We start from the raw sequence: 20,185 nt of genomic DNA, 5'->3' as shown, positions 1-20,185 counted from the left end.
CCCACATGTCGACGAGCAGCACCGCCGCGCCCACCGCGCCCGACCTCCCCCCGCACGTGCGGCCCCCCGGTCGCGACTTCCGCTCCGCGTTCCGCGATCTCCGCCGCGGCTGGGAGCAGCGGGAGCTGTGGCTGCAGCTGGGCTGGCAGGACATCCGCCAGCGCTACCGGCGCTCGGTCCTCGGCCCGATCTGGATCACGATCAGCATGGCGGTCACCGCCATCGCGCTCGGGATCCTCTACTCCGCGCTGTTCGGCCTCGAGCTGGCGGAGCTGCTGCCGCACGTCCTCGTCGGGATGATCGTGTGGGGCTTCATCTCCGGGTGCATCAGCGAGGGCTCGGAGGTGTTCGTCGCCAACTCGGGGCTGATCACCCACCTCCCGGCGCCGATCAGCATCCACGTGTACCGGCTGGTGTGGCGCCAGACGCTGTTCTTCGCCCACAACCTGATCGTCTACGCCGTCATGCTGGTCGTCTTCCCGCAGCCGTTGCGGTGGACCGACCTCTCGGTATTCCTGGCGTTCGGCCTGCTGGTCGTCAACGGCATGTGGGTGGCGCTGCTCATCGGCATCATCAGCACCCGGTTCCGCGACCTGCCGCCGGTGACCCAGAGCGTCGTCCAGCTGCTGTTCTTCCTGACGCCGATCGTCTGGATGTACGACGTCCTGCTGGACAACCCGGCCGTCGCCGAGCGAGCACGGTGGGTCGAGATCAACCCGCTGTTCCACTTCGTGGAGCTCATCCGCCGGCCGATGCTGGGCCAGGACCAGGAGTGGCACACCTGGTTCATCGTCATCGGCATCGCGGTGGTCGGCTGGGCCCTGACGTTGCTGGTCATGCGCCGCTACCGCGGCCGCGTGGCGTACTGGGTCTGAGGAGGACGCCACCGTGGTGAGCATCGACGTCCGCGACGCGAGCGTGGACTTCCCGATCTTCGACGCCAAGTCGCGGTCGCTGAAGCACACCGTCCTCGGTGTGGTGGGCGGCAACGTCGCGGCCAACGAGCGCAAGGTCGTCGTCATCGAGGCGCTGCGCAACATCGACCTGCACGTCTCCGAGGGCGACCGGCTGGCGCTGGTCGGCCACAACGGCGCCGGCAAGTCCACCCTGCTGCGGCTGCTGTCGGGCATCTACGAGCCGACCCGCGGCCAGGCGCTGGTCAACGGGCGGGTCGCGCCGGTCTTCGACCTCGGCGTGGGCATGGACCCGGAGATCTCCGGCCTGGAGAACATCATCGTGCGCGGCCTGTTCCTCGGGATGAGCCGCAAGCAGATGGAGGCGCGGGTCGACGACATCGCCGAGTTCACCGAGCTCGGCAACTTCCTGCAGATGCCGTTGCGCACCTACTCGACCGGCATGCGGGTGCGGCTGGCGCTGGGCGTCGTGACCAGCATCGACCCGGAGATCCTGCTGCTCGACGAGGGCATCGGCGCGGTCGACGCGGCGTTCCTCGAGCGCGCGAAGGGGCGGCTGAAGGACCTCGTGGACCGCGCCGGCCTGCTGGTCTTCGCCTCGCACTCCAACGACCTGCTCAAGCAGCTGTGCACCTCGGCGCTCTGGATGGAGCACGGCACCATCAAGCAGCAGGGGCCGCTCGAGGAGGTCCTCGACGCGTACAAGGGCCGCGAGCACGCGGCCTCGGGGGGCTGAGTGTCCGAGGCGGCACCGCAGGCCCCCACCCGCCCGGACGACGAGCGCGTCGTCGCGGTCATCGTCACCCGGCACCGGCCGGAGTCCCTCGCCCAGGCGCTCAAGGCGCTGGCGGTGCAGACCCGCCCGGTCGACTCCGTCGTCGTCGTCGACAACGGGCCCGACCAGCCGGCCGAGGAGGTCGTGCGCGCCAGCGGGCTGCCGCACACCTACCTGCTCTCCCGGGCCAACCTGGGCGGGGCCGGGGGCTTCGCCCTGGGGATGCTCACGGCCCTGGCGGAGGGCGCGGACTGGGTGTGGTGCGCCGACGACGACGGGCGGCCCGCCGACGAGCACGTGCTCGCCACCCTGCTGTCGGTGGCCCGCGAGCGCGGGCTGGCCGAGGTCTCGCCCGCCGTCGCCGACATCGACGCACCCGGCAGCTTCGCGTTCCCCGTGCGCACCGGGCTGCGTTGGAAGGGCGAGCGCGACCGGCTCGGCGGTCAGGACTTCCTGCCCGGTTACGCCTCCCTGTTCAACGGCGCGCTCTTCGCCGCCGCGACCCTGGCCCAGACCGGCGTGCCGGACCTGCGGCTGTTCGCCCGCGGCGACGAGACCGAGATCCACCGCCGGCTGGTGCGCGCCGGCCTGCCCTTCGGGACGGCGCTCGACGCCACCTACCTGCACCCCAACGGCCGGGACGAGTTCAAGCCGATCCTCGGCGGGCGGCTGTCCGCGCAGTACCCCGAGGCGGAGTGGAAGCGCTACTACACCTACCGCAACCGCGGGTACCTGATGCGCCAGCCCGGGATGCGCTGGCTCCTCCCGCTCGAGCTGGTCCGCTTCTCCTGGTTCTTCCTGGTGACCCGGCGCGACGTGGCCGGGTACCGCGAGTGGCTGCGCCTGCTGCGGGCCGGCCGCCGTGAGCGGTTCACCCCCGCAGCCTGACGGCTCTACACGGCCTTGACGCGATGGTCGGACAAGAGTCAGTCGCATGAGTGGCTGGCTGTCGCTGATCGCGGACCGCTGAGATTTCCGTCGTTAACGGCCGCGACCCCGCTCGGGTGGAGGTCCGAACGGGGTCGCTCGCGCGTGTCGTGGCTGGTGAGCGTCAGTCCTCCAGGCGACCGTCGAGGGCGCCGCCCTCGGCGAAGAAGGGGCGGATGCGGTTCTCGAACATGGTCAGCGCCGAACCGATCGCCATGTGCATGTCGAGGTACTTGTAGGTGCCGAGGCGCCCACCGAAGAGGACGCGCTTCTCGGCGGCCTCCTTGGCGGCCAGCTCGCGGTAGCGCTCGAGCTTGGCGCGGTCCTCGGGGGTGTTGATCGGGTAGTACGGCTCGTCGCCGGTCTGGGCGAAGCGGGAGTACTCGCGCACGACCACGGTCTTGTCGGTCGGGTAGTCGCGCTCGGGGTGGAAGTGCCGGAACTCGTGGATCCGGGTGAAGGGCACGTCCTCGTCGGCGTAGTTCATGACCGAGGTGCCCTGGAAGTCACCGACCGGCAGGACCTCGGTCTCGAAGTCCAGGGTGCGCCAGCCGAGCTCGCCGGCCTCGTAGTCGAAGTACTTGTCGATCGGGCCGGTGAAGACCGTCGGGACGTCGGTCGGCAGCTCGCCGCGGACGTCGAAGTAGTCGGTGTCCAGCCGCACCTCGATGTTCGGGTGGTCGGCCATCCGCGTCAGCCAGGCCGTGTAGCCGTCCTTCGGCAGACCCTCGTAGGTGTCGTTGAAGTACCGGTTGTCGAACGTGTACCGCACCGGGAGGCGGGCGATGACCGCGGCGGGCAGCTCGGTGGGGTCGGTCTGCCACTGCTTCTTCGTGTAGCCGCGGATGAAGGCCTCGTACAGCGGGCGGCCGATCAGCGAGATCGCCTTCTCCTCGAGGTTGGCGGCCTCGGCGGTGTCGATCTCGCCGGACTGCTCGGCGACGAGGGCACGGGCCTCGTCGGGGGAGAAGCTCCTGCCGAAGTACTGGCAGATGGTGGCCAGGTTGATCGGCAGCGAGTACGTCTTTCCCTGGTAGATGCTGAAGACGCGGTGCTGGTAGTTCGTGAACTCGGTGAACTGGTTGACGTACTGCCAGACCCGCTCGTTGGACGTGTGGAACAGGTGGGCGCCGTAGACGTGCACCTCGATGCCGGTCTCGGGCTCGGGCTCTGAGTAGGCGTTGCCCCCGATGTGGCTGCGGCGGTCGATGACCAGCACGCGCTTGTCCAGCTGGGTGGCGACCCGCTCGGCGACCGTGAGGCCGAAGAACCCGGAGCCGACGACGACGAGATCAGGACTGGCTTGAGTCACGTTTCGCGACTGTACCGGCGCAGAACGGCCCGACCCGGGCGAAACGGGGACTGGTGTGACGGGCCCGTCCCCCACGTCACACCGGTTCCCTGGAGCCCCACGAGGCCCGCCGTCCCGGGCCTCCGGGTGGGCCCGGTGACGTTCCCCCTGGCCTCGTAGGGTTCCCCGCGTGAGCGCACCACCGCCGGACGTCCCCCTCCGCGTGGTCGCGGTGACGTACTCCCCGGGTGAGGCCCTGGAGGGTTTCGTCGAGTCGCTGGGCGAGGCCACCACGCGGCCGGTCGAGGTCGTCCTCGCCGACAACGGCTCGACCGACGGCGCCCCCGAGCGCGCCGCGGCCCGCCACCCGCACGTGCGACTGCTGCGCACCGGCGGCAACGTCGGCTACGGCGCCGCGGTCAACGCCGGGATGGCCGGCCTGACCGAGGGCTACGCCGTCGTCGCCAACCCCGACGTCCGCTTCGACCCCGGCTCGGTCGACGAGCTGCTGGCCGTGGCCGCCCGCTGGCCCCGCGCGGCGACCGTCGGCCCGGCCATCCGCACCCCGGAGGGCGAGCTCTACCCCTCGGCCCGCGACCTGCCACGGCTGTCCACGGGTGCCGGGCACGCGCTGCTCGGCTGGGCCTGGCCGGGCAACCCGTGGACGGCGCGCTACCGCCGCGAGCGCGAGGCGCCGCGGGAGCGCCCGGCCGGGTGGCTGTCGGGCTCGTGCCTGCTGGTCGACGTCGCGGCCTTCTGGTCGGTCGGCGGCTTCGACCCCGGCTACTTCATGTACTTCGAGGACGTCGACCTCGCCGAGCGGCTGTCCCGCCGCGGCTGGCTGCACGTCTACGCCCCGTCGGCGGTGGTGGAGCACGAGGGCGGGCACGCCACCCGGCGCCAGCCGCACCGCATGCAGCGGGTGCACCACACCAGCGCGCTGCGCTACCTCTCGGGGCAGTACCCGCTGCGCCGGCACGCCCCGCTGCGGCTGGCCCTGCGCGCCGGCCTGGGCGGCCGGATGCTCGTCTCCTACGTGAGCGGCCGGGTGGCCGCCGGCGCCCGCTTCCAGCGCCGTGCCGAGGGCGTCGGCCGTGGGGCCCGCCGCCGGAGGGGCTGAGGTGCGGTACGCGGTCGTGATGGCCGGCGGGGCGGGGACGCGGTTGTGGCCGCTGTCGCGCAGCGGGCGGCCCAAGCAGCTGCTCGACATCCTCAGCGACAGCATCGGCGGTGTCGTGGCGAGCGGGGACGGCCCGCCGCACAGCCTGCTGGCCGAGGCGTTCGCCCGGCTGGAGACGGTGCTGCCGGCCGACCGGATCTGGGTGTGCACCCCGGCCCGCTTCGGCGAGCAGGTGCGCGCCGCCCTGCCGCGGCTGCGCCCGGACCGGCTGGTGCTCGAGCCGGTCGCCCGGGACACCGCCAACGCCGTCGGCCTGGCCGCGGCCCTCATCGCCGACGTCGACCCCGACGCCGAGCTGGCCGTGGTCAGCGCCGACCACGTCATCCGGCCGGTCGAGCGGTTCGCCGCGGCCCTGGCCACCGCCTACGACGCCGTCGCCGCGCGGCCCCGCTCGCTGGTGACCCTGGGCATCCGGCCCACCGCCCCGGCCACCGGCTTCGGGTACGTGCAGCGCGGCGCACCGACCGGGGTGCCCGGGGTCGCCGAGGTGGCGTCGTTCCGCGAGAAGCCCGACCGCGCCACCGCCGAGGCCTACCTGGCCTCGGGGGAGTACCTGTGGAACTCGGGCACGTTCGTCTGGCGGGCGGCCACGGTCCTGCAGGCGCTGGCCGAGCACCTGCCCGCCACCGCCGAGGGCCTGGCCCGCGTGGTCGCCGTCCCGGCCGGGCCGCAGCGGGACGCCGTCCTGGCCGAGGTCTTCCCGGCGCTGCCGACGACCAGCGTCGACTACGCCGTCCTGGAGCCCGCGGCGACCGAGCCGGGGCGGGTGCTGGTCGCCGACCTCGACGTCGACTGGCTCGACGTCGGCTCGTGGCCGGCCCTGGCGCAGACGCTCGAGCGGGTGGGGGAGGACGCCGTCGCGGGGCTCGTGGTCGGCCTCGACACCGCCGGCAACATCGTCTTCAGCGACGACCCCGACCACCTGGTGGCCCTCGTCGGCGTCCGCGACAGCGTCGTGGTGCACACCGCCGACGTCACGATGGTCTGCCCGGTGTCCGACGCCGAGCGGGTCAAGCAGCTGCTCGCCGCCGTCGAGGAGAGGCACGGGTCACGGTTCAGCTGAAGGAGGACCTCCCTGCCCCCCCGCCGCTCGGCGGAGGACTCCGGCCCCTTGCAGGGGCCCGCCGCGAGCGCGCGAGCGGTGGGGGCACGGGGGTCCTCCTGCCTGCAGGGAGGCCTGCCTCCGGGATAACTTCCTGGACGTGAAGAGCTTCGACGTCGCCGCTGTCGTCTCCGGTGGGGCCTCGGGCCTCGGGGAGGCCACCGTCCGGGCCCTGGCCGCGCGGGGCGCGGCCGTGACCGTCCTCGACCTGCAGGAGGAGAAGGGGAAGGAGCTCGCCGCCGAGCTGGGCGGGCACACCACCTTCGTCCGCACCGACGTCACCGACGCCGACTCGGTGCAGGCCGCGATCGCCGACGCCACCGGCAAGGACCGGCCGCTGCGCATCGCGGTCAACTGCGCCGGCATCGGCTGGGCCCAGCGCACGGTGGGCAAGGGCAACGTCCCGCACGACCTCGACCCGTTCGTCCGCACCGTCATGGTGAACCTGGTCGGCACGTTCAACGTGTTGCGGCTGGCCGCCGCCGCGATGGCCGCCACCGAGCCGGACGAGGACGGCGAGCGCGGGGTCGTCGTGAACACCGCCTCGATCGCCGCCTACGACGGGCAGATCGGGCAGGTGGCCTACTCGGCGTCCAAGGGCGGCATCGTCGGCATGACCCTGCCGGCGGCACGTGACCTGTCCAGCGTCGGCGTCCGGGTCTGCACCATCGCCCCCGGGCTGGTGGACACCCCGCTGCTGGGCAGCCTGCCCGAGGAGGCGCGGCAGGCGCTGGCGGCCGGCATCCCGTTCCCCAAGCGCCTCGGCCGCCCCGAGGACTTCGCGCAGCTGGCGCTCGACATCGTGGAGCACGGCTACCTCAACGGCGAGGTCATCCGGATGGACGGCGCGCTGCGGATGGCGCCGCGCTGACCTGACGGGGGCGGGGCCGCCGACGGGACCGGCGTCGACGTGAGGGAGCGCCGACCTCGGGACCGGAGGGCAACGGGCTTACCCTTCCCCGAGCACCGCCGGTGCCCGGGCCCGCCGAGACGGCCGGTCCGCCACGCGGGTGGTGCCTGCGCGGCCCTCTTCCCCAGGGAGCACGTCCTGACCAGCACCACCCTCGAGGCCCCGGCGTTCGAGGACGTCTGGCGGCCGGACTGGCCGCTCGACGTCCGCCGCACCCTCTTCCCGCACCAGCGGAGCGCCGGCGATCCGGCGCTGCGCCACGTCGACGACGGTTGCTGGCGGGCGGTGAGCACGCCCGACGGGCCGGCGACGGTGCACCTGACCGTCCGCAGCGGCGAGGTGCGTGTGACGGCGTGGGGGCCCGGCGCCGAGCGGGCCGGGGCAGGGGTGCCCGCGTGGCTGGGCGCCGAGGACCGCCCCGAGGAGTTCGAGCCCAGTGGGCACCCGCTGCTCACCCGCGTGCACCAGGCCTCACCGTGGCTGCGGCTGGGCCGCACCGGGCGCACCTGGGACGCGCTGGTGCCCGCCGTCCTCGAGCAGAAGGTGACCGTCATCGAGGCGCACCGCGTGTGGCGGGCGCTGCTGCGGCTGGCCGGCGAGCCCGCGCCGGGTCCCGCTCCCGAGGGGATGCGCGTGCCGCCGACCCCGCAGCGGGTGCTGGCGGTGACCGACTGGGAGTGGCACCGCTGCGGCCTGGACGGCGCCCGCCGCCGCGCGCTGCGGGCGGTGGCCAGCGTCGCGGCGCGGCTGGAGCCCGAGGAGGCCGTGGACTGCCCCGACCTGCAGCGCCGGCTGCGGGCGGTGCCGGGCATCGGCGTCTGGACGGCGGCCGAGGTGGTGCAGCGGGTGTTCGGCTGCCCGGACACGGTCAGCTACGGCGACTACCACCTGAAGAACCTGGTGGGCTGGTCGCTGGCCGGCCGCAGGACCGACGACGACGGGATGATGGAGCTGCTCGAGCCCTGGCGTGGGCAGCGGCAGCGCGTCGTCCGGCTGCTGGGCATCGGGGGGAGCCGCCCGCCCAGGCGCGGCCCGCGCGTCGCGCCGACGAACTACCGCCGGTTCTGACCGGCAACGAGCAGCTCAGTTCACCCTCGCGGCTCCTGGCTCACCACCAGTGCCAAGCCAGGACCCACGACGATCAGCTCAGCTGATCAGCGGGCGAGCCCCTCAGATCACCGGGTCGTCGAGCAGGCGGAGCAGGTAGTCGCCGTAGCCGCTCTTGCCCAGCGGCTCGGCGGCGCGGCGCAGTCCGTCGTCGTCCAGCCAGCCCTGCCGCCAGGCGACCTCCTCGATGCAGCCGATCTTGAGCCCCTGCCGCTCCTCGACCACCGACACGAACTCGGTGGCCTGGCGCAGCGAGGCGAAGGTCCCGGTGTCCAGCCAGGCCGTGCCGCGGTCGAGGACGGTGACGGTGAGCCGGCCCTGGTGCAGGTAGTGCTCGTTGACCGCGGTGATCTCCAGCTCGCCGCGGGCGCTGGGCCGGATGCTGCGCGCCACGTCGACCACCGACGACTCGTAGAAGTACAGCCCGGGCACGGCGTAGGAGCTCTTCGGCGCGGCCGGCTTCTCCTCGATGGACAGCACGCGGCGGTCGGAGTCGAACTCGACGACGCCGTACTCCTGCGGGTTGGCCACGTGGTAGGCGAAGACGTGCCCGCCGTCGGGGTCGGGCAGCCGGCCCAGCGCCGTGCCCAGTCCCGCGCCGTAGAAGATGTTGTCGCCCAGCACCAGGGCCACCGACTGGTCGCCGATGAACTCCGCGCCGATGAGGAAGGCCTGGGCCAGCCCCTCGGGCCGCGGCTGGACGGCGTACTCGATGCGCATGCCCAGCCGGCTGCCGTCGCCCAGCAGCGCGCGGAACGCCTCCTGGTCGCCGGGGGTGGTGATCACCAGGACCTCGCGGACGCCGGCCATCATCAGCGTCGAGAGCGGGTAGTAGACCATCGGCTTGTCGTAGACCGGCATCAGCTGCTTGCTGACCGCCTGCGTGATCGGGAACAGGCGCGTGCCGGTACCCCCGGCCAGGATGATCCCCCGCATGTCCGGCGACGCTACCGGCGCCCCGCGGCTCAGGAGGCGGGCGACCCGAGCCACAACCTCCCGACGAGTGAGGTGCCGCCCGGGGTGCCCACCGGCTCCCAGCGGGTCGTCCAGCCCTCGGCGTGCAGCTGCACCACGGCCGCGCCGACCAGGGCCCCGAGGTTGAGCGCCGCCGTCGTGGTGGCCCGCTCCGGCAGGTGCACGTCGACCACCCCGTCGCCCTCGCCGCCGTAGCGCAGCACGACCGGGAACTCCGGCAGCGCCGTCGTCGCCACCCGGAACGCCGCGGCGACGGCGTCGAGCTCGCCGGGGCGGGGGACCAGGTCCGCGCCGGGCGCCCGGGTCGCCACCAGGTCGCGGCTGCCGTAGGGGAACAGGTCGCCGGGACCGAGGCGGACCAGCGGCCGGGTGCCCGCGTCGTCCTCCGGCGGGTCGAACGGCAGCCCGCGGACGACGGCCACCGGGATGCCGGCCAGCTTGCCCTTCACCAGGTCCGCCGCGGCCGCCAGCTCGTCGACGACGGCGATCTGGGTGGTCTCCAGCCGGTTGCCGTGGGCGTCGACCGCACCGCGGTGGTCGACCAGCGCGGGGATCCCCGCCGAGCCGACGGCGACGTCGGTCAGCCCGTCCCGCCAGGTCCGGCCGAAGGTGTCACTGACGATGACGGCGACCTCGACCCCGAGCAGCTCGCACAGCCGGTCGCGCAGGGCCCGGGCCGAGGCGTCGGCGTCCTCCGGCAGCAGCACGAGCGCGTCGCCGGGCACGTTGGAGGCGTCGATCCCGGCGGCGGCGACCACCCAGCCCTGCGGCGTCTCGACGATCTTCAACGGGCCGCGCCGGGCGACCAGACGCACCGTCTGCTCGTCGATGGCCCGCTGCCGGGCGGCCTCGCGGTCCTCGCCGGGCGCGACGGGCACCAGCCGGCCCTCGACCTTGGACACCACCTTGGAGGTCACGACGACGACGTCGCCGTCGGCCAGCCACGGTGCCGCACCCGCCACCGCCGCGGCGAGGTCGTCGCCGGGGGAGAACTCCGGCAGTCCCCGCACCGGGTGGACGGAGAGCCCCTCGGGCGGGACCTCATCCACCGGCGGTGTCCAGCGCAGCCCGCGCCAGCGCGGCGGCCGCCTCGGGGGAGGACATGAGCAGCGGCACGGCGCGGACGTCGACGCCGGGGACGTCGGCGCGGTCGCCGGTGTGCACCAGCCAGGCGTCGAGCAGCCCGCCGGCGGACCGGGCGCCGTAGTGCCGCCCCACCCCCTCCGCGGTGACCTCCACGCCGAGGACCGGCAGGCAGCGGTCGGCCATCCCGCGCACGACGCTGCCCCCGACGATCGGCGAGACCCCCACGACCCGGCCCGGCGTGGCCAGCAGCGCCTGCCGCAGCCCCGGGACGCCGAGGACGGTGCCGATCGACACCACGGGGTTCGAGGGCGCCAGCAGCACGGCGTCGGCGGCGGCGAACGCCTCGGCCACGCCCGGCGCCGGCTCCGCGGCGTCCACCCCGACCTGCACGAAGGCGCGGGGCTCGGGCTCGGCGCGGTGGCGCACCCACCACTCCTGGAAGTGCAGCGCCTGCTGCCGCCCGGTTCCCGGGTCGGCGACCACGACGTGGGTCTCTACCCGCTGGTCGCTCATCGGCAGCAGCTCGACACCGGGCCGCCAGCGGTCGGCGAGCGCCGCGGTCACCTGGGACAGCGGGTAGCCGGCGTCCAGCATCCGGGTGCGGACCAGGTGGGTGGCCAGGTCGCGGTCGCCCAGGCCGAACCACGTCGGCTCGGCCCCGTAGGCGGCCAGCTCCTCCTTCACCGTCCAGCTCTCACCGGCCCGGCCCCACCCGCGCTCGGGGTCGATGCCGCCGCCGAGGGTGTACATGACGGTGTCGAGGTCGGGGCAGATCCGCAGGCCGTGCATCGTCACGTCGTCCCCCGTGTTGACGACCGCGGTGAGCCGGGCGTCAGGCACGGCGGAGCGGAGACCGGCCAGGAACCGGGCCCCGCCGACCCCTCCGGCGAGGACGACGATGTGCACGAAAGTCATCGTGCCCGATGGGCACTTGTCCACTGTTCGCCGGGCGTGTCGAGGTGTGCAGCGAGAAGTGACGAACACCCTGTGACCGGAGTGGCTGATGAGACCGGCCGCTTACACCGGGCGGAGTTGACGGCCCCACAACGACACGCGTGTAATTCCCGCGGTGTCAACGAGTGCCGAGCGGCCCGGGAACGTCCCGTGGAACGCACATCGGGACGACAGCGAGAGGGGACGCATCGTCATGGCAGAGGTCTCGTGGTTGAGCGACTACGTGAACGCCTCCGAGCGCGACCGCGGTGCCACGGGTCAGCCCCAGGGCTTCGCCGGCCTGTGGAGCATGGGCCTGGACGCCGACCTGCAGTCCTGGCAGGAGCGCGCGCTGTGCGCCGAGACCGACCCCGAGGCGTTCTTCCCGGAGAAGGGCGGCTCCACCCGCGAGGCCAAGAAGATCTGCACCGGCTGCGAGGTCAAGGCCGAGTGCCTGGAGTACGCGCTGGCCAACGACGAGCGCTTCGGCATCTGGGGCGGGCTCTCCGAGCGTGAGCGCCGCCGCCTGCGCCGCCGCGCCGGCTGACGGCGGACCCTCCTGCCCCCACTCCTCGCAGGCTCGGGGCGGGGCCCTGCAGGGGGGCCCTCCACCGCACACAGCGCCGTGTGACACCAGCTCCGAGCTGTCCCCACAGCCGCCGACGGATCCCGTCGGCGGCTGTGGTGTCGTTCGGGGCATGACGACGCGTGTGGTGACCGGCCGGGCCGGCGTGGTCCGGGAGCTCCGCGCGGCCGGACCGCTGCTCGCGGCGCTGCGTGCGCCGGTGACCGCCCGGGCCCCCTGGCTGACCGCCGCGGTCGCCCTGGACGGCGCCCGCCTCGCCGGTCCCCGGCCGGTCGCCGTCGTGGTCGACCCGCCCGGCGGTCCGGGCGTCCCGCGGGCGCTGGCGACCCTGGTCCTGCGCGGCGGTCCGCGGCTCACGGCCACGCTGCTCGGGGACGGGCTGCCGGTACCCGCCGGGGCGGCCCCGGCCCGCCTCCCGGCCCGCGACGACGACGCCGCCGAGCAGCTGGCCGCCGGCGTGCTGGGCCTGCTGGACCGGGTGCTCCGCCCCTGGACGCTGCGGCTGACCGGCCTGCCGCTGGGCGACCCCACGCTGCGCGCGATCGGCCGACGGCGGCCCGAGGCGTTGTTCGCCAACGCCCGCAGCGCCCGTCTGGTCGACCACCTCGATGCCGCGGGCGCGGTGCACCGCACCCGGGACCCCGCCGAGCTGGACCGCCGGCTGCCCGCGCTGCTCGCCCGCGAGCCCGACCGTCGCACCCGCACCGCCCTGCGCGTCACCGCCCGGCTGCACGCCGCGGTCGGTCAGGTCGAGCTGGCCATCGGGGCCGACGGCGACCGGGGCCTGCTCACCCTCGTCGACGGCGCCGACCGGCGGCCGTGGTGGGGCACTCCCGATACGGCCTGGCGCACCGAGATGGGCGCGCCCCTGGTCTCGCTGACGCTGTCCGGCGGCGGCCCAGCCGCCCTGCTCGGCCGGCGGTGAGTCGGCCGGCTCCCGCGCCTGTCCCGGCCATTCCCGCGGAGTTGGCCGCCGGGTCTCAATCGGCGTGGCGGACGACGTTGAGCCCCGGCTCGTCCACGCTCTCGGCGCGGTCGGTGCCGAGGAAGACGGTGCCCTCGGCCGGAGCGGTGCCGTCGCGCACCGGCCCGGCGGGGGAGACGGTGACCGCCAGGTCGTACACCCGGCCCGTGTAGGCCGGTGCGGTGCCGATCGGCCGGGTGTAGGTGGGGAAGCGGCCGGTCAGCCGCAGGCCCTCGCCGTCCCGGGTCACGGTCAGGGCGGGCGAGGGCAGGTCGGCGTACTCGGTGCGCGACCGCACGCAGCCCGCGGCCTCCGGGTCCTCGGGCGCCTCCGCGGCCAGGCAGTTCCAGGTCGGCAGCCGCACGTGGGCGAGCGCCGTCCCACCGTCCCCGGCCGCGGTGACGCTCACCATCGGGTAGGCCACCGTCGTCCCCACCGCCTGCCGCTCGACGACGAGGCCGCCGAAGGTCAGCCGGGCCACGACGCCGTCCTCGCCCAGCGGCACCGAGCGGGCGGCCAGCACCCCCGCGCCGCCCTCGCCCGGCAGCGGGTCCGCGGGCACGGCCGGCAGCGACGGCGGCGCCGGGGTGGGGGTCGGGGTGCCCGGAGGGGTCACCGGTGCGGGCGCGGGGGTCGCGGCCGGCTCGCCGGGGTCACCGGTGGCCCCGGCGACCCCGGCCAGCGCCGCGACCAGCACCAGCGCCGCGGCGGCCATCCCGGCCACGGCGCGGCCGCTGCCGTCCGGGCGCGCGGGGCGCGGGTCGTCCTCCTCCGGGGGTGCGGCGACCGCCGCGGGCGGCGGGGTGGGCGTGCCGGGCGGGGCGTCGAGGAAGCCGGGGAGGTCGTCGTCCGGCCAGCGCGGCGCCGGGCGGGCGGGGCGTGCCGGCGCCGGGTCGGCAGGGGGAGCGGGGCGTCGCGGACGGCTCGGCGCGACCGCGGCCAGGCCGGCGAGCGCGAGCAGCGCCAGGGCCAGCACGACCCAGGGGACGGCGGCCGGCGCGGAGGAGTCCATCGCGACAGAGCATCGCAGCCGCTGCCCCCCGCTCGGCCTCAGCCGGTGGGGTCGATCTCCTCCGGGTCGCGCCCGAGCAGCACGGCGACCTGGTCGACGACGACGTCGCGCACCAGGTCGGCGAGGTCGTCGCGGTCGTGCGCGCGCAGCTCCAGCGGCCGGCGGTAGACGACGATCCGCGGCGGCACCTCCCGGGCGCCGTCCCGGTGCGCGGGCAGGACGCGGGCCAGCGGCACGCTGCCGTCGTCGAGCACGTCGGCGTCGAGCACCACCTCGTCGGGGTCGGTGTGCTCCACCCAGGGCACGTCCTCGACGGCGAACTCGACCCCGGCGAGCTCCTTCTCCCACCGGCGTTCGAGGTCCTCGACCGCGTCCAGGACGAGGTCGTCGAACTGCTCGGCGCGGCTGCGGGCCAGGGGGACGCCGTCGGGCACCAGGCGCCCGCGCAGCCCGCGGCCGTGGCGGTCGCGGCGGGATCGGCTCATGACGGGTGCGAGCGTACGGCTCCGGCCCCGGACCCGACGTCCCGAGCGGGGCAGCGACCGCCTCGGCCGGTGCCCGCGGGGACATCGTGGAGGATGGGGCTGCTGCTCCTCCCGGGGGGCTGAGTCGGTGTGCCTGATGCCAACCAGCCGGGTACGCGGCTACTGTGCCGTCCGTGAGGAACCGGTGGTGAGGCAGTCACGTCGCTGCTCGCGCAGCGGCTGCGCGCAACCGGCGGCAGCGACCTTGACCTACGTGTACGCGGAGTCGACCGCTGTCGTCGGCCCGTTGGCGACGTTCTCGGAGCCGCACAGCTACGACCTCTGCGAGTTCCACGCCGAGCGGCTGACCGTGCCGCGCGGCTGGGAGGTCGTCCGCCACGAGATCGACGTCGAGGACTCCGGCCCGACCGGGGACGACCTGCTGGCCCTGGCCGACGCCGTCCGCGAGGCCGCCCGGCCCGAGCCCCCGCGCAACCCCGCCGACGACGGCAGCGGCACCCGCCGCGGCCACCTGCGGGTCCTGCCCGACATCACCTGAGGAAGGGCCCCGTCCCCCTCCCCGCTCGCACGCTCGCGGCGAGCCCCCGGACGGGGCCGCCCGCTGCCCCCACCGCTCGCGGCGGGGCCCTGCAGCGGGGCCACCGATAAGGTCGCCCGCGTGCGGGACCTGTCCACGATCACCAAGGCCTACGACGTCCGCGGCGTCGTCCCCGACGAGTGGGACGAGGACGTCGCCCGCCGGATCGGCGCGGCCTTCGCCGAGCTCGTCTGGCAGGAGAGCGGCGCGACCGCGATCGTGACCGCGCACGACATGCGCGACTCCTCCGTGCCCCTGTCGCGGGCCTTCGCCGAGGGCGTGCTCTCCCGCGGCGTCGACGTCGTCGAGGCCGGCCTCGGCTCCACCGACCTGCTCTACTTCGCCTCCGGCTCCCTCGGCGTCCCCGGCGCGATGTTCACCGCCAGCCACAACCCCGCGCAGTACAACGGCATCAAGCTCTGCCGCGCCGGCGCCACCCCGGTCGGGCAGGAGTCCGGTCTGGCGACCCTCCGCGAGTGGGCCGAGCGCGACTCCTACGACCGGGTCCCCGAGCGGACGGCGTCCATCAGCCAGCGCGACCTGCTCGCCGAGTACGCCGCACACCTGCGCTCGCTGGTCGACCTCTCGACCATCCGGCCGCTGCGGGTCGTCGTCGACGCCGGCAACGGCATGGCCGGGCACACCGTCCCGGTGGTCCTCGACGGCCTGCCGCTGGAGGTCCTGCCGCTGTACTTCGAGCTCGACGGCTCCTTCCCGCACCACGAGGCCAACCCGCTGGACCCGGCCAACCTGGTCGACCTGCAGGCCGAGGTCCGCCGGACCGGCGCCGACCTCGGGCTGGCCTTCGACGGCGACGCCGACCGGGTCTTCGTCGTCGACGAGCGCGGCGAGCCGGTCAGCCCGTCGGCGATCACCGCGCTGGTCGCCGTCCGCGAGCTGGCCAGGGGCCGGGGGACGACGGTCATCCACAACCTGATCACCTCGCGGGCGGTCCCGGAGATCGTCCGCGAGCACGGCGGCCAGCCGGTGCGCACCCGCGTCGGGCACTCGTTCATCAAGGCCGAGATGGCCCGCACCGACGCCGTCTTCGGCGGGGAGCACTCCGCGCACTACTACTTCCGCGACTTCTGGCGGGCCGACACGGGCATGCTCGCCGCCATGCACGTGCTCGCCGCGCTGGGGGAGCAGAGCCGGCCGCTGTCGGAGCTGACCGCCGGCTACTCCCGCTACGTCGCCTCCGGGGAGGTCAACTCCACCGTGGCCGACGCCGCCGCCCGGGTGGCGGCGGTGCGGCAGTCGTTCGAGGAGCAGGACGGCGTCACCGTCGACGAGCTCGACGGGCTGACCGTGGACCTGCCCGACGGCTCGTGGTTCAACCTGCGGGCCAGCAACACCGAGCCGCTGCTGCGGCTCAACGTCGAGGCGCCGGACGAGGCGCGGATGAGCTCCCTGCGGGACCGAGTGCTGGAGATGGTGCGCGCATGACGACAACACCGGGTCCGCTGGGGCTGGACCCCACGCTGCTGGAGATCCTCGCCTGCCCCGACACCCACCACAGCCCGCTGACGGTGGACGAGGCGGCCGGCGAGCTGGTCTGCCCGACCTGCGACCGGGCCTTCCCGGTCCGCGACGGCATCCCGGTGCTGCTGCTCGACGAGGCCAGGCAGCGCTCGTGACGTCGCCGGAGCTGGCCGAGGAGGTCCTCGACGACCTCGACGTGCTGCGCGCCCGGGACCCGCGCGGCCTGCTGCCCGCGGTGGCCGGGGCCGGCGCGCAGGTCCGCGAGACCGCCCGGCTGACCGAGGAGGCCGGCCTGGACCGGGTCACCGCGGGCGGCCGCCCGCGCGGGCTGGTCGTCGTGGCCCGCCGCGAGGGGGCCGTGGCCGCGCAGGTGCTGCGGGCGCTCCTCGGGCCGGCCAGCCCGGTCACCGTGGACGTCGTCCCCGGGCCCGACCTGCCGGTGTGGACCGGTCCCAGCGACATCGCGGTCGTCGTGACCCGGACCGGCGCCGGCCGCTACGCCGTCACCCCGGCCTACGAGGCGGCCCGTCGCGGCGTGACGCTGCTGGGCATCGGCGCCGAGGACGCCCCGCTGCGCGCGGCCTGCTCCACGGCCCGTGCCCCCTACGTGCCGCTGCCGCGGTCCCGGGTGCGGCACACCACGTTGTGGTCGCTGCTCACCCCGATGCTGCAGCTGGCCGTCGGCCTGGACCTGGTGTCGGAGGGCGCGGCCGACCTGGAGGCGATCGCGGCGGCCCTCGACGAGGTGGCCACGGAGTGCGGTCCGGCCCGGGAGTCCTTCGTCAACCCGGCCAAGACGCTGGCCCTCGAGCTGCTGGACGCGCTGCCGGTGATCGCCGCCGAGGGGCCGCTGGCCGGCACCGCCGCGACCCGGATCGCCGACCAGCTGGCGACGCTCGCCGGGCTGCCGGTGACCACCTTCCGGATGCCCGACCAGCGGGTGGCCGCCTGCGCGGTGCTGCGCGGTCCGCTGGCGCCCGAGGGTGGCGAGGACGACTTCTTCCGCGACCGCGCGGAGGACACCGGCCGGCGCCTGCGGTTGCTCACCGTCCGCGACGCCGACGCGGGCGAGCACGACGGCGCGGGGGAGCGCGAACCCCGGTCGGCCCGGGAGGCGCTCGGGGAGGCGCTGAGGAGCGCCGCCGCGGCCAACGTCCCGGTGAGCGGGCTGGCCGAGCACGGGGAACCGGAGCGGTACGGCCGGCTGCCCCGTCTGGCCCGTCAGCTCGCGGTCGCCGACTTCACGGCCGTCTACCTGGCCCTGGCACTGGACACCGAGAGGTCCGCCCCGTCATGAGCACCGCCGCCCCGCCCGCCGCCGGCCGGCACGCCGGAGCCTCGCGGGGCGATGCCCACGGCGAGGGCCACGGCGGCGGGCACGGCGGCGGGCACGGCGGCGCCGACCGGCGCCGCACGCCCTCCCCGGAGGGATCCGGCTCGACTCCCATCGTCCGGGACTGACCTGCGGGGGCGCCCGGTCACCGGCGAGGGCCCCCCGTGGCCGGGGCGCTCGGCTGGGATTGCACCGCCGGGGGGTGGCGTCCGCGCCCACCGGACCGCCGGGAGCGCGAGGAGGTGTGGCCCGGACCATGCCCACCGCACTCGACCGGCCAGTAACCTCCACGGCGATGTGGCCCCTCACCAGCGCCGTCCGTTTCTACCCGTGGGGGAGCCGGACGGTGATCCCCGAGCTGCTCGGGCGGCCCAGCCCGGCCCCGCAGCCGCACGCGGAGCTGTGGATGGGGGCGCACCCCGACGAGCCGAGCCTGCTGGCCGACGGCCGTCCGCTGGACCGGGCCATCGCCGAGGAGCCCGAGCGGCTGCTCGGTGCCCCGGTCGTGACGCGCTTCGGTCCGCGGTTGCCGTTCCTCATGAAGGTGCTCGCCGCCGACCGGCCGCTGTCGCTGCAGGCGCACCCCACGATGGAGCAGGCGGCGGCCGGCTACGCCGCCGAGGAGGCCGCGGGCATCCCCAAGGACGACCCGACGCGGACGTTCAGGGACCCGTGGCACAAGCCCGAGCTGCTGCTCGCGCTCACCACCTTCGAGGCCCTCTGCGGCTTCCGGCCGGTCGAGGAGTCGCTGCACTGCCTGGCCAAGCTGCAGCTGCCCGAGCTCAAGCCCACGATCGCGGCGCTGGCACGCGGTGGCCTGCGGGCGGCCATCCCGCAGCTGCTGGCCCTCTCCGGCCGGCGCCGCACCTCCCTGGTCGAGGCGGTCGCGCGCAAGGCGGCCTCCTACGTGGCCGCGCACGACCCGGAGTTCATCAACACCTACCGCTGGGCGGCGACGCTCGCCGAGTCCTACCCGGGGGACCCCGGTGTCGTCATCTCGCTGATGTGCAACCACCTCAAGCTGGCGCCCGGCGAGGCGGTGTTCCTGCCGGCCGGCAACCTGCACGCCTACCTCAGCGGCGCCGGGGTCGAGGTCATGGCCAGCTCGGACAACGTGCTGCGCGGCGGGCTGACCACCAAGCACGTCGACCTGGCGGCCCTCATCGAGGTGCTGGACTTCGCCGACGGCCGCATCCCGGTCCTCCACCCGGTGCTCGGGCCGGGCGGGCTGCGCTACCCGGTGCCGGTCGAGGACTTCGACCTCACCCGGGTGGAGCTCGACGACCGGACCGGGACGCTGACCACCGCCGGCCCGCAGGTGCTGCTGTGCACCGAGGGGCGCGCCGTGCTGGCCGCGGCGGACGGCGAGCTGGTGCTGGAGAAGGGGAGGTCGGCGTTCGTCCCGGCGGGGGAGCCGGTCACCGCCCGCGGGCCCGCTCTCCTCTACCGGAGCACGACGAACCTGCGCTGACGGGTCAGGCGGGTGTGCCGCGCCGGGCCGAGAGCCGGGCGGCGAGCACCGCCGCGGCGGCGGAGGCCAGCTCCACGACGGTGAACAGCACGCGCGACACGAGGGCCAGGGCCAGGGCCTGCCCATAGGGCAGCACCGCGGCCAGCGCCCCCACGATGACGAGCTCACGTGCCCCGATGCCCGACGGCAGCACGAAGGCGACCAGGCCGGCGGTCATCGCCACCCCCATGGTCCCCACGCACAGGACGAGCAGCAGCGCCCGGTTCGTCGCCCCGGCCGGGAGGGCGTCGACCAACAGGAACAGCTGGAGGCCGTAGAGCAGGTGGACCAGCAGGCTCAGGCCGCTCGCCCGGGCGATCGCCCCGCCGGCCAGACGCCGCGGCAGGGGTGCCTGACGCAGCAGCGCCAGCAGCCGGTCCACCGCGAACGTCAGCGCGGTGGGGTGCAGCAGGGCGAGCCCGACCGGCAGCAGCGCGAACATCCACAGCAGCACCGGCTCGCTGCCGGCCAGCGCCGGGACCGCGAGGAGACCGACGAGCAGCGAGGTCACGCCCGCGACCCCGGCGGTGAGCAGCGAGGCGGTGAGACCGCGGGCCCGGGAGACCCCGGCCGATCGGGCCAGCTCCATCTGGAGCACGAAGGCGACGACCGACCCGGGTACGTACTTGCCGAGCTGGCCGACGAGGTAGATCTCGGCGGCGTCGGCCACCCCGACCCGGGCACCCATCGCGGCCAGGGCCGCACGCCAGACGAGCGGGCCGAGCAGGACGCCGCCCGACACGGCCACCAGGGCGAGCAGCACGTGGGGCCACGGGAGCTGGCGCAGCGTCGCCGACACCTCGTCCCACTCGCGGACCACCTGGAGCACGGCGAGGCCGATGACCGTGGCGACCACCACCCGCCGGCCCCAGGCGAGCAGGACGCCCCGAACGTCTGCGGGACGGCGACCGGGGGCTGCCGCGGTCCCGGCCGGGTCCGACGTCGTCGGGGGTCGGGCGACGTCCCCGGTCATGTGCGGGCACCCCCGATCCCCGCTCGGTGCGGCGCCGTCCGGTGCGGCACCGGGTCGTGGCCG

General features: G+C 75.1%; 21 protein-coding genes. 14 read left to right on the top strand and 7 right to left on the bottom strand.

Annotated elements, in window-relative coordinates; all coding sequences use genetic code 11:
- Nucleotides 1-5 precede the first annotated feature (5 nt).
- Genes wzm through glfT1 form a run of 3 tightly spaced genes read left to right on the top strand, consistent with a single transcriptional unit; the run spans nt 6 to nt 2,577 of the window.
- Nucleotides 6-875: a galactan export ABC transporter permease subunit Wzm/RfbD gene (gene wzm / locus ACI79G_RS14590; RefSeq protein WP_456881837.1), complete on the top strand. Its 870-nt coding sequence runs from the start codon at nt 6-8 to the stop codon at nt 873-875.
- Nucleotides 876-888: 13 nt separating this feature from the next.
- Nucleotides 889-1,650: a galactan export ABC transporter ATP-binding subunit Wzt/RfbE gene (wzt, locus tag ACI79G_RS14585; RefSeq protein ID WP_091213054.1), complete on the top strand. Its 762-nt coding sequence runs from the start codon at nt 889-891 to the stop codon at nt 1,648-1,650.
- Nucleotides 1,651-2,577 carry a galactofuranosyltransferase GlfT1 gene (gene glfT1, locus ACI79G_RS14580; protein WP_456881836.1) on the top strand — a complete coding sequence of 309 codons (927 nt, stop codon included), beginning with the start codon at nt 1,651-1,653 and terminating at the stop codon, nt 2,575-2,577.
- Nucleotides 2,578-2,740: 163 nt separating this feature from the next.
- Here the strand turns inward: glfT1 and glf are convergent, their stop codons facing one another.
- On the bottom strand, nt 2,741-3,928 hold the full coding sequence (gene glf / locus ACI79G_RS14575) for a UDP-galactopyranose mutase (RefSeq protein ID WP_456881835.1): 1,188 nt from the start codon (nt 3,926-3,928) through the stop codon (nt 2,741-2,743).
- Between the two features lie 169 nt (nt 3,929-4,097).
- On the opposite strand from glf, the gene ACI79G_RS14570 reads away from it, so the two are divergent.
- The 4 genes from ACI79G_RS14570 to ACI79G_RS14555 all read left to right on the top strand — a co-directional run bounded on the left by ACI79G_RS14570 (nt 4,098) and on the right by ACI79G_RS14555 (nt 8,167).
- Nucleotides 4,098-5,027, top strand: a complete 930-nt coding sequence (locus ACI79G_RS14570) for a glycosyltransferase family 2 protein (RefSeq protein WP_456881834.1) — start codon at nt 4,098-4,100, stop codon at nt 5,025-5,027.
- A 1-nt stretch (nt 5,028) separates the two neighbouring features.
- Nucleotides 5,029-6,150: a mannose-1-phosphate guanylyltransferase gene (locus ACI79G_RS14565; RefSeq protein ID WP_456881833.1), complete on the top strand. Its 1,122-nt coding sequence runs from the start codon at nt 5,029-5,031 to the stop codon at nt 6,148-6,150.
- 139 nt (nt 6,151-6,289) lie between these two features.
- Nucleotides 6,290-7,060: an SDR family NAD(P)-dependent oxidoreductase gene (locus ACI79G_RS14560; protein WP_456881832.1), complete on the top strand. Its 771-nt coding sequence runs from the start codon at nt 6,290-6,292 to the stop codon at nt 7,058-7,060.
- A gap of 324 nt (nt 7,061-7,384) precedes the next feature.
- Nucleotides 7,385-8,167: a DNA-3-methyladenine glycosylase family protein gene (locus tag ACI79G_RS14555; RefSeq protein WP_456881831.1), complete on the top strand. Its 783-nt coding sequence runs from the start codon at nt 7,385-7,387 to the stop codon at nt 8,165-8,167.
- A 102-nt stretch (nt 8,168-8,269) separates the two neighbouring features.
- Here the strand turns inward: ACI79G_RS14555 and rfbA are convergent, their stop codons facing one another.
- The 3 genes from rfbA to cofD are packed head-to-tail and all read right to left on the bottom strand — an operon-like array spanning nt 8,270 to nt 11,173.
- Complete coding sequence (gene rfbA / locus ACI79G_RS14550) at nt 8,270-9,142, bottom strand: glucose-1-phosphate thymidylyltransferase RfbA (RefSeq protein WP_456881830.1); 873 nt, start codon at nt 9,140-9,142, stop codon at nt 8,270-8,272.
- A 29-nt stretch (nt 9,143-9,171) separates the two neighbouring features.
- Nucleotides 9,172-10,230 (bottom strand): coenzyme F420-0:L-glutamate ligase, encoded by a 1,059-nt coding sequence (locus ACI79G_RS14545; protein ID WP_456881829.1) that lies wholly within the window; start codon nt 10,228-10,230, stop codon nt 9,172-9,174.
- On the bottom strand, nt 10,223-11,173 hold the full coding sequence (gene cofD / locus ACI79G_RS14540) for a 2-phospho-L-lactate transferase (protein WP_456881828.1): 951 nt from the start codon (nt 11,171-11,173) through the stop codon (nt 10,223-10,225). Before cofD ends, ACI79G_RS14545 begins: the two co-directional genes overlap by 8 nt.
- A gap of 337 nt (nt 11,174-11,510) precedes the next feature.
- Here cofD and ACI79G_RS14535 point away from each other — a divergent pair, with 337 nt between their 5' ends.
- Complete coding sequence (locus ACI79G_RS14535; protein ID WP_456881869.1) at nt 11,511-11,747, top strand: WhiB family transcriptional regulator; 237 nt, start codon at nt 11,511-11,513, stop codon at nt 11,745-11,747.
- A 151-nt stretch (nt 11,748-11,898) separates the two neighbouring features.
- On the top strand, nt 11,899-12,711 hold the full coding sequence (locus ACI79G_RS14530) for a hypothetical protein (protein ID WP_456881827.1): 813 nt from the start codon (nt 11,899-11,901) through the stop codon (nt 12,709-12,711).
- A gap of 55 nt (nt 12,712-12,766) precedes the next feature.
- On the opposite strand, the gene ACI79G_RS14525 is transcribed toward ACI79G_RS14530, so the two are convergent.
- Nucleotides 12,767-13,762 carry a hypothetical protein gene (locus ACI79G_RS14525; protein WP_456881826.1) on the bottom strand — a complete coding sequence of 332 codons (996 nt, stop codon included), beginning with the start codon at nt 13,760-13,762 and terminating at the stop codon, nt 12,767-12,769.
- 38 nt (nt 13,763-13,800) lie between these two features.
- The gene (locus ACI79G_RS14520; protein ID WP_456881825.1) at nt 13,801-14,247 is read right to left on the bottom strand and encodes a metallopeptidase family protein; all 447 of its coding nucleotides are present in this window, start codon (nt 14,245-14,247) and stop codon (nt 13,801-13,803) included.
- Nucleotides 14,248-14,434: 187 nt separating this feature from the next.
- Here ACI79G_RS14520 and ACI79G_RS14515 point away from each other — a divergent pair, with 187 nt between their 5' ends.
- The 5 genes from ACI79G_RS14515 to manA all read left to right on the top strand — a co-directional run bounded on the left by ACI79G_RS14515 (nt 14,435) and on the right by manA (nt 19,110).
- Nucleotides 14,435-14,785, top strand: a complete 351-nt coding sequence (locus ACI79G_RS14515; protein WP_072917856.1) for a DUF3499 domain-containing protein — start codon at nt 14,435-14,437, stop codon at nt 14,783-14,785.
- Nucleotides 14,786-14,905: 120 nt separating this feature from the next.
- Nucleotides 14,906-16,270: a phosphomannomutase/phosphoglucomutase gene (locus tag ACI79G_RS14510; RefSeq protein ID WP_456881824.1), complete on the top strand. Its 1,365-nt coding sequence runs from the start codon at nt 14,906-14,908 to the stop codon at nt 16,268-16,270.
- On the top strand, nt 16,267-16,461 hold the full coding sequence (locus tag ACI79G_RS14505; RefSeq protein WP_091212999.1) for a Trm112 family protein: 195 nt from the start codon (nt 16,267-16,269) through the stop codon (nt 16,459-16,461). Before ACI79G_RS14510 ends, ACI79G_RS14505 begins: the two co-directional genes overlap by 4 nt.
- A complete protein-coding gene (locus ACI79G_RS14500) occupies nt 16,458-17,603 on the top strand; it encodes an SIS domain-containing protein (RefSeq protein ID WP_456881823.1) in 1,146 nt (381 codons plus the stop codon). The genes ACI79G_RS14505 and ACI79G_RS14500 overlap by 4 nt, the downstream gene beginning before the upstream one ends.
- Before the next feature lie 292 nt (nt 17,604-17,895).
- On the top strand, nt 17,896-19,110 hold the full coding sequence (gene manA, locus ACI79G_RS14495; protein ID WP_456881822.1) for a mannose-6-phosphate isomerase, class I: 1,215 nt from the start codon (nt 17,896-17,898) through the stop codon (nt 19,108-19,110).
- A 4-nt stretch (nt 19,111-19,114) separates the two neighbouring features.
- On the opposite strand, the gene ACI79G_RS14490 is transcribed toward manA, so the two are convergent.
- Nucleotides 19,115-20,122: a lysylphosphatidylglycerol synthase domain-containing protein gene (locus ACI79G_RS14490; RefSeq protein ID WP_456881821.1), complete on the bottom strand. Its 1,008-nt coding sequence runs from the start codon at nt 20,120-20,122 to the stop codon at nt 19,115-19,117.
- Between the last annotated feature and the right edge of the window lie 63 nt (nt 20,123-20,185).

This window comes from Geodermatophilus sp. SYSU D00779 (assembly GCF_054050595.1).
The sequence above is the reverse complement of the archived record's forward strand: the minus strand, read 5'-3'. Positions and strand labels throughout refer to the sequence as shown.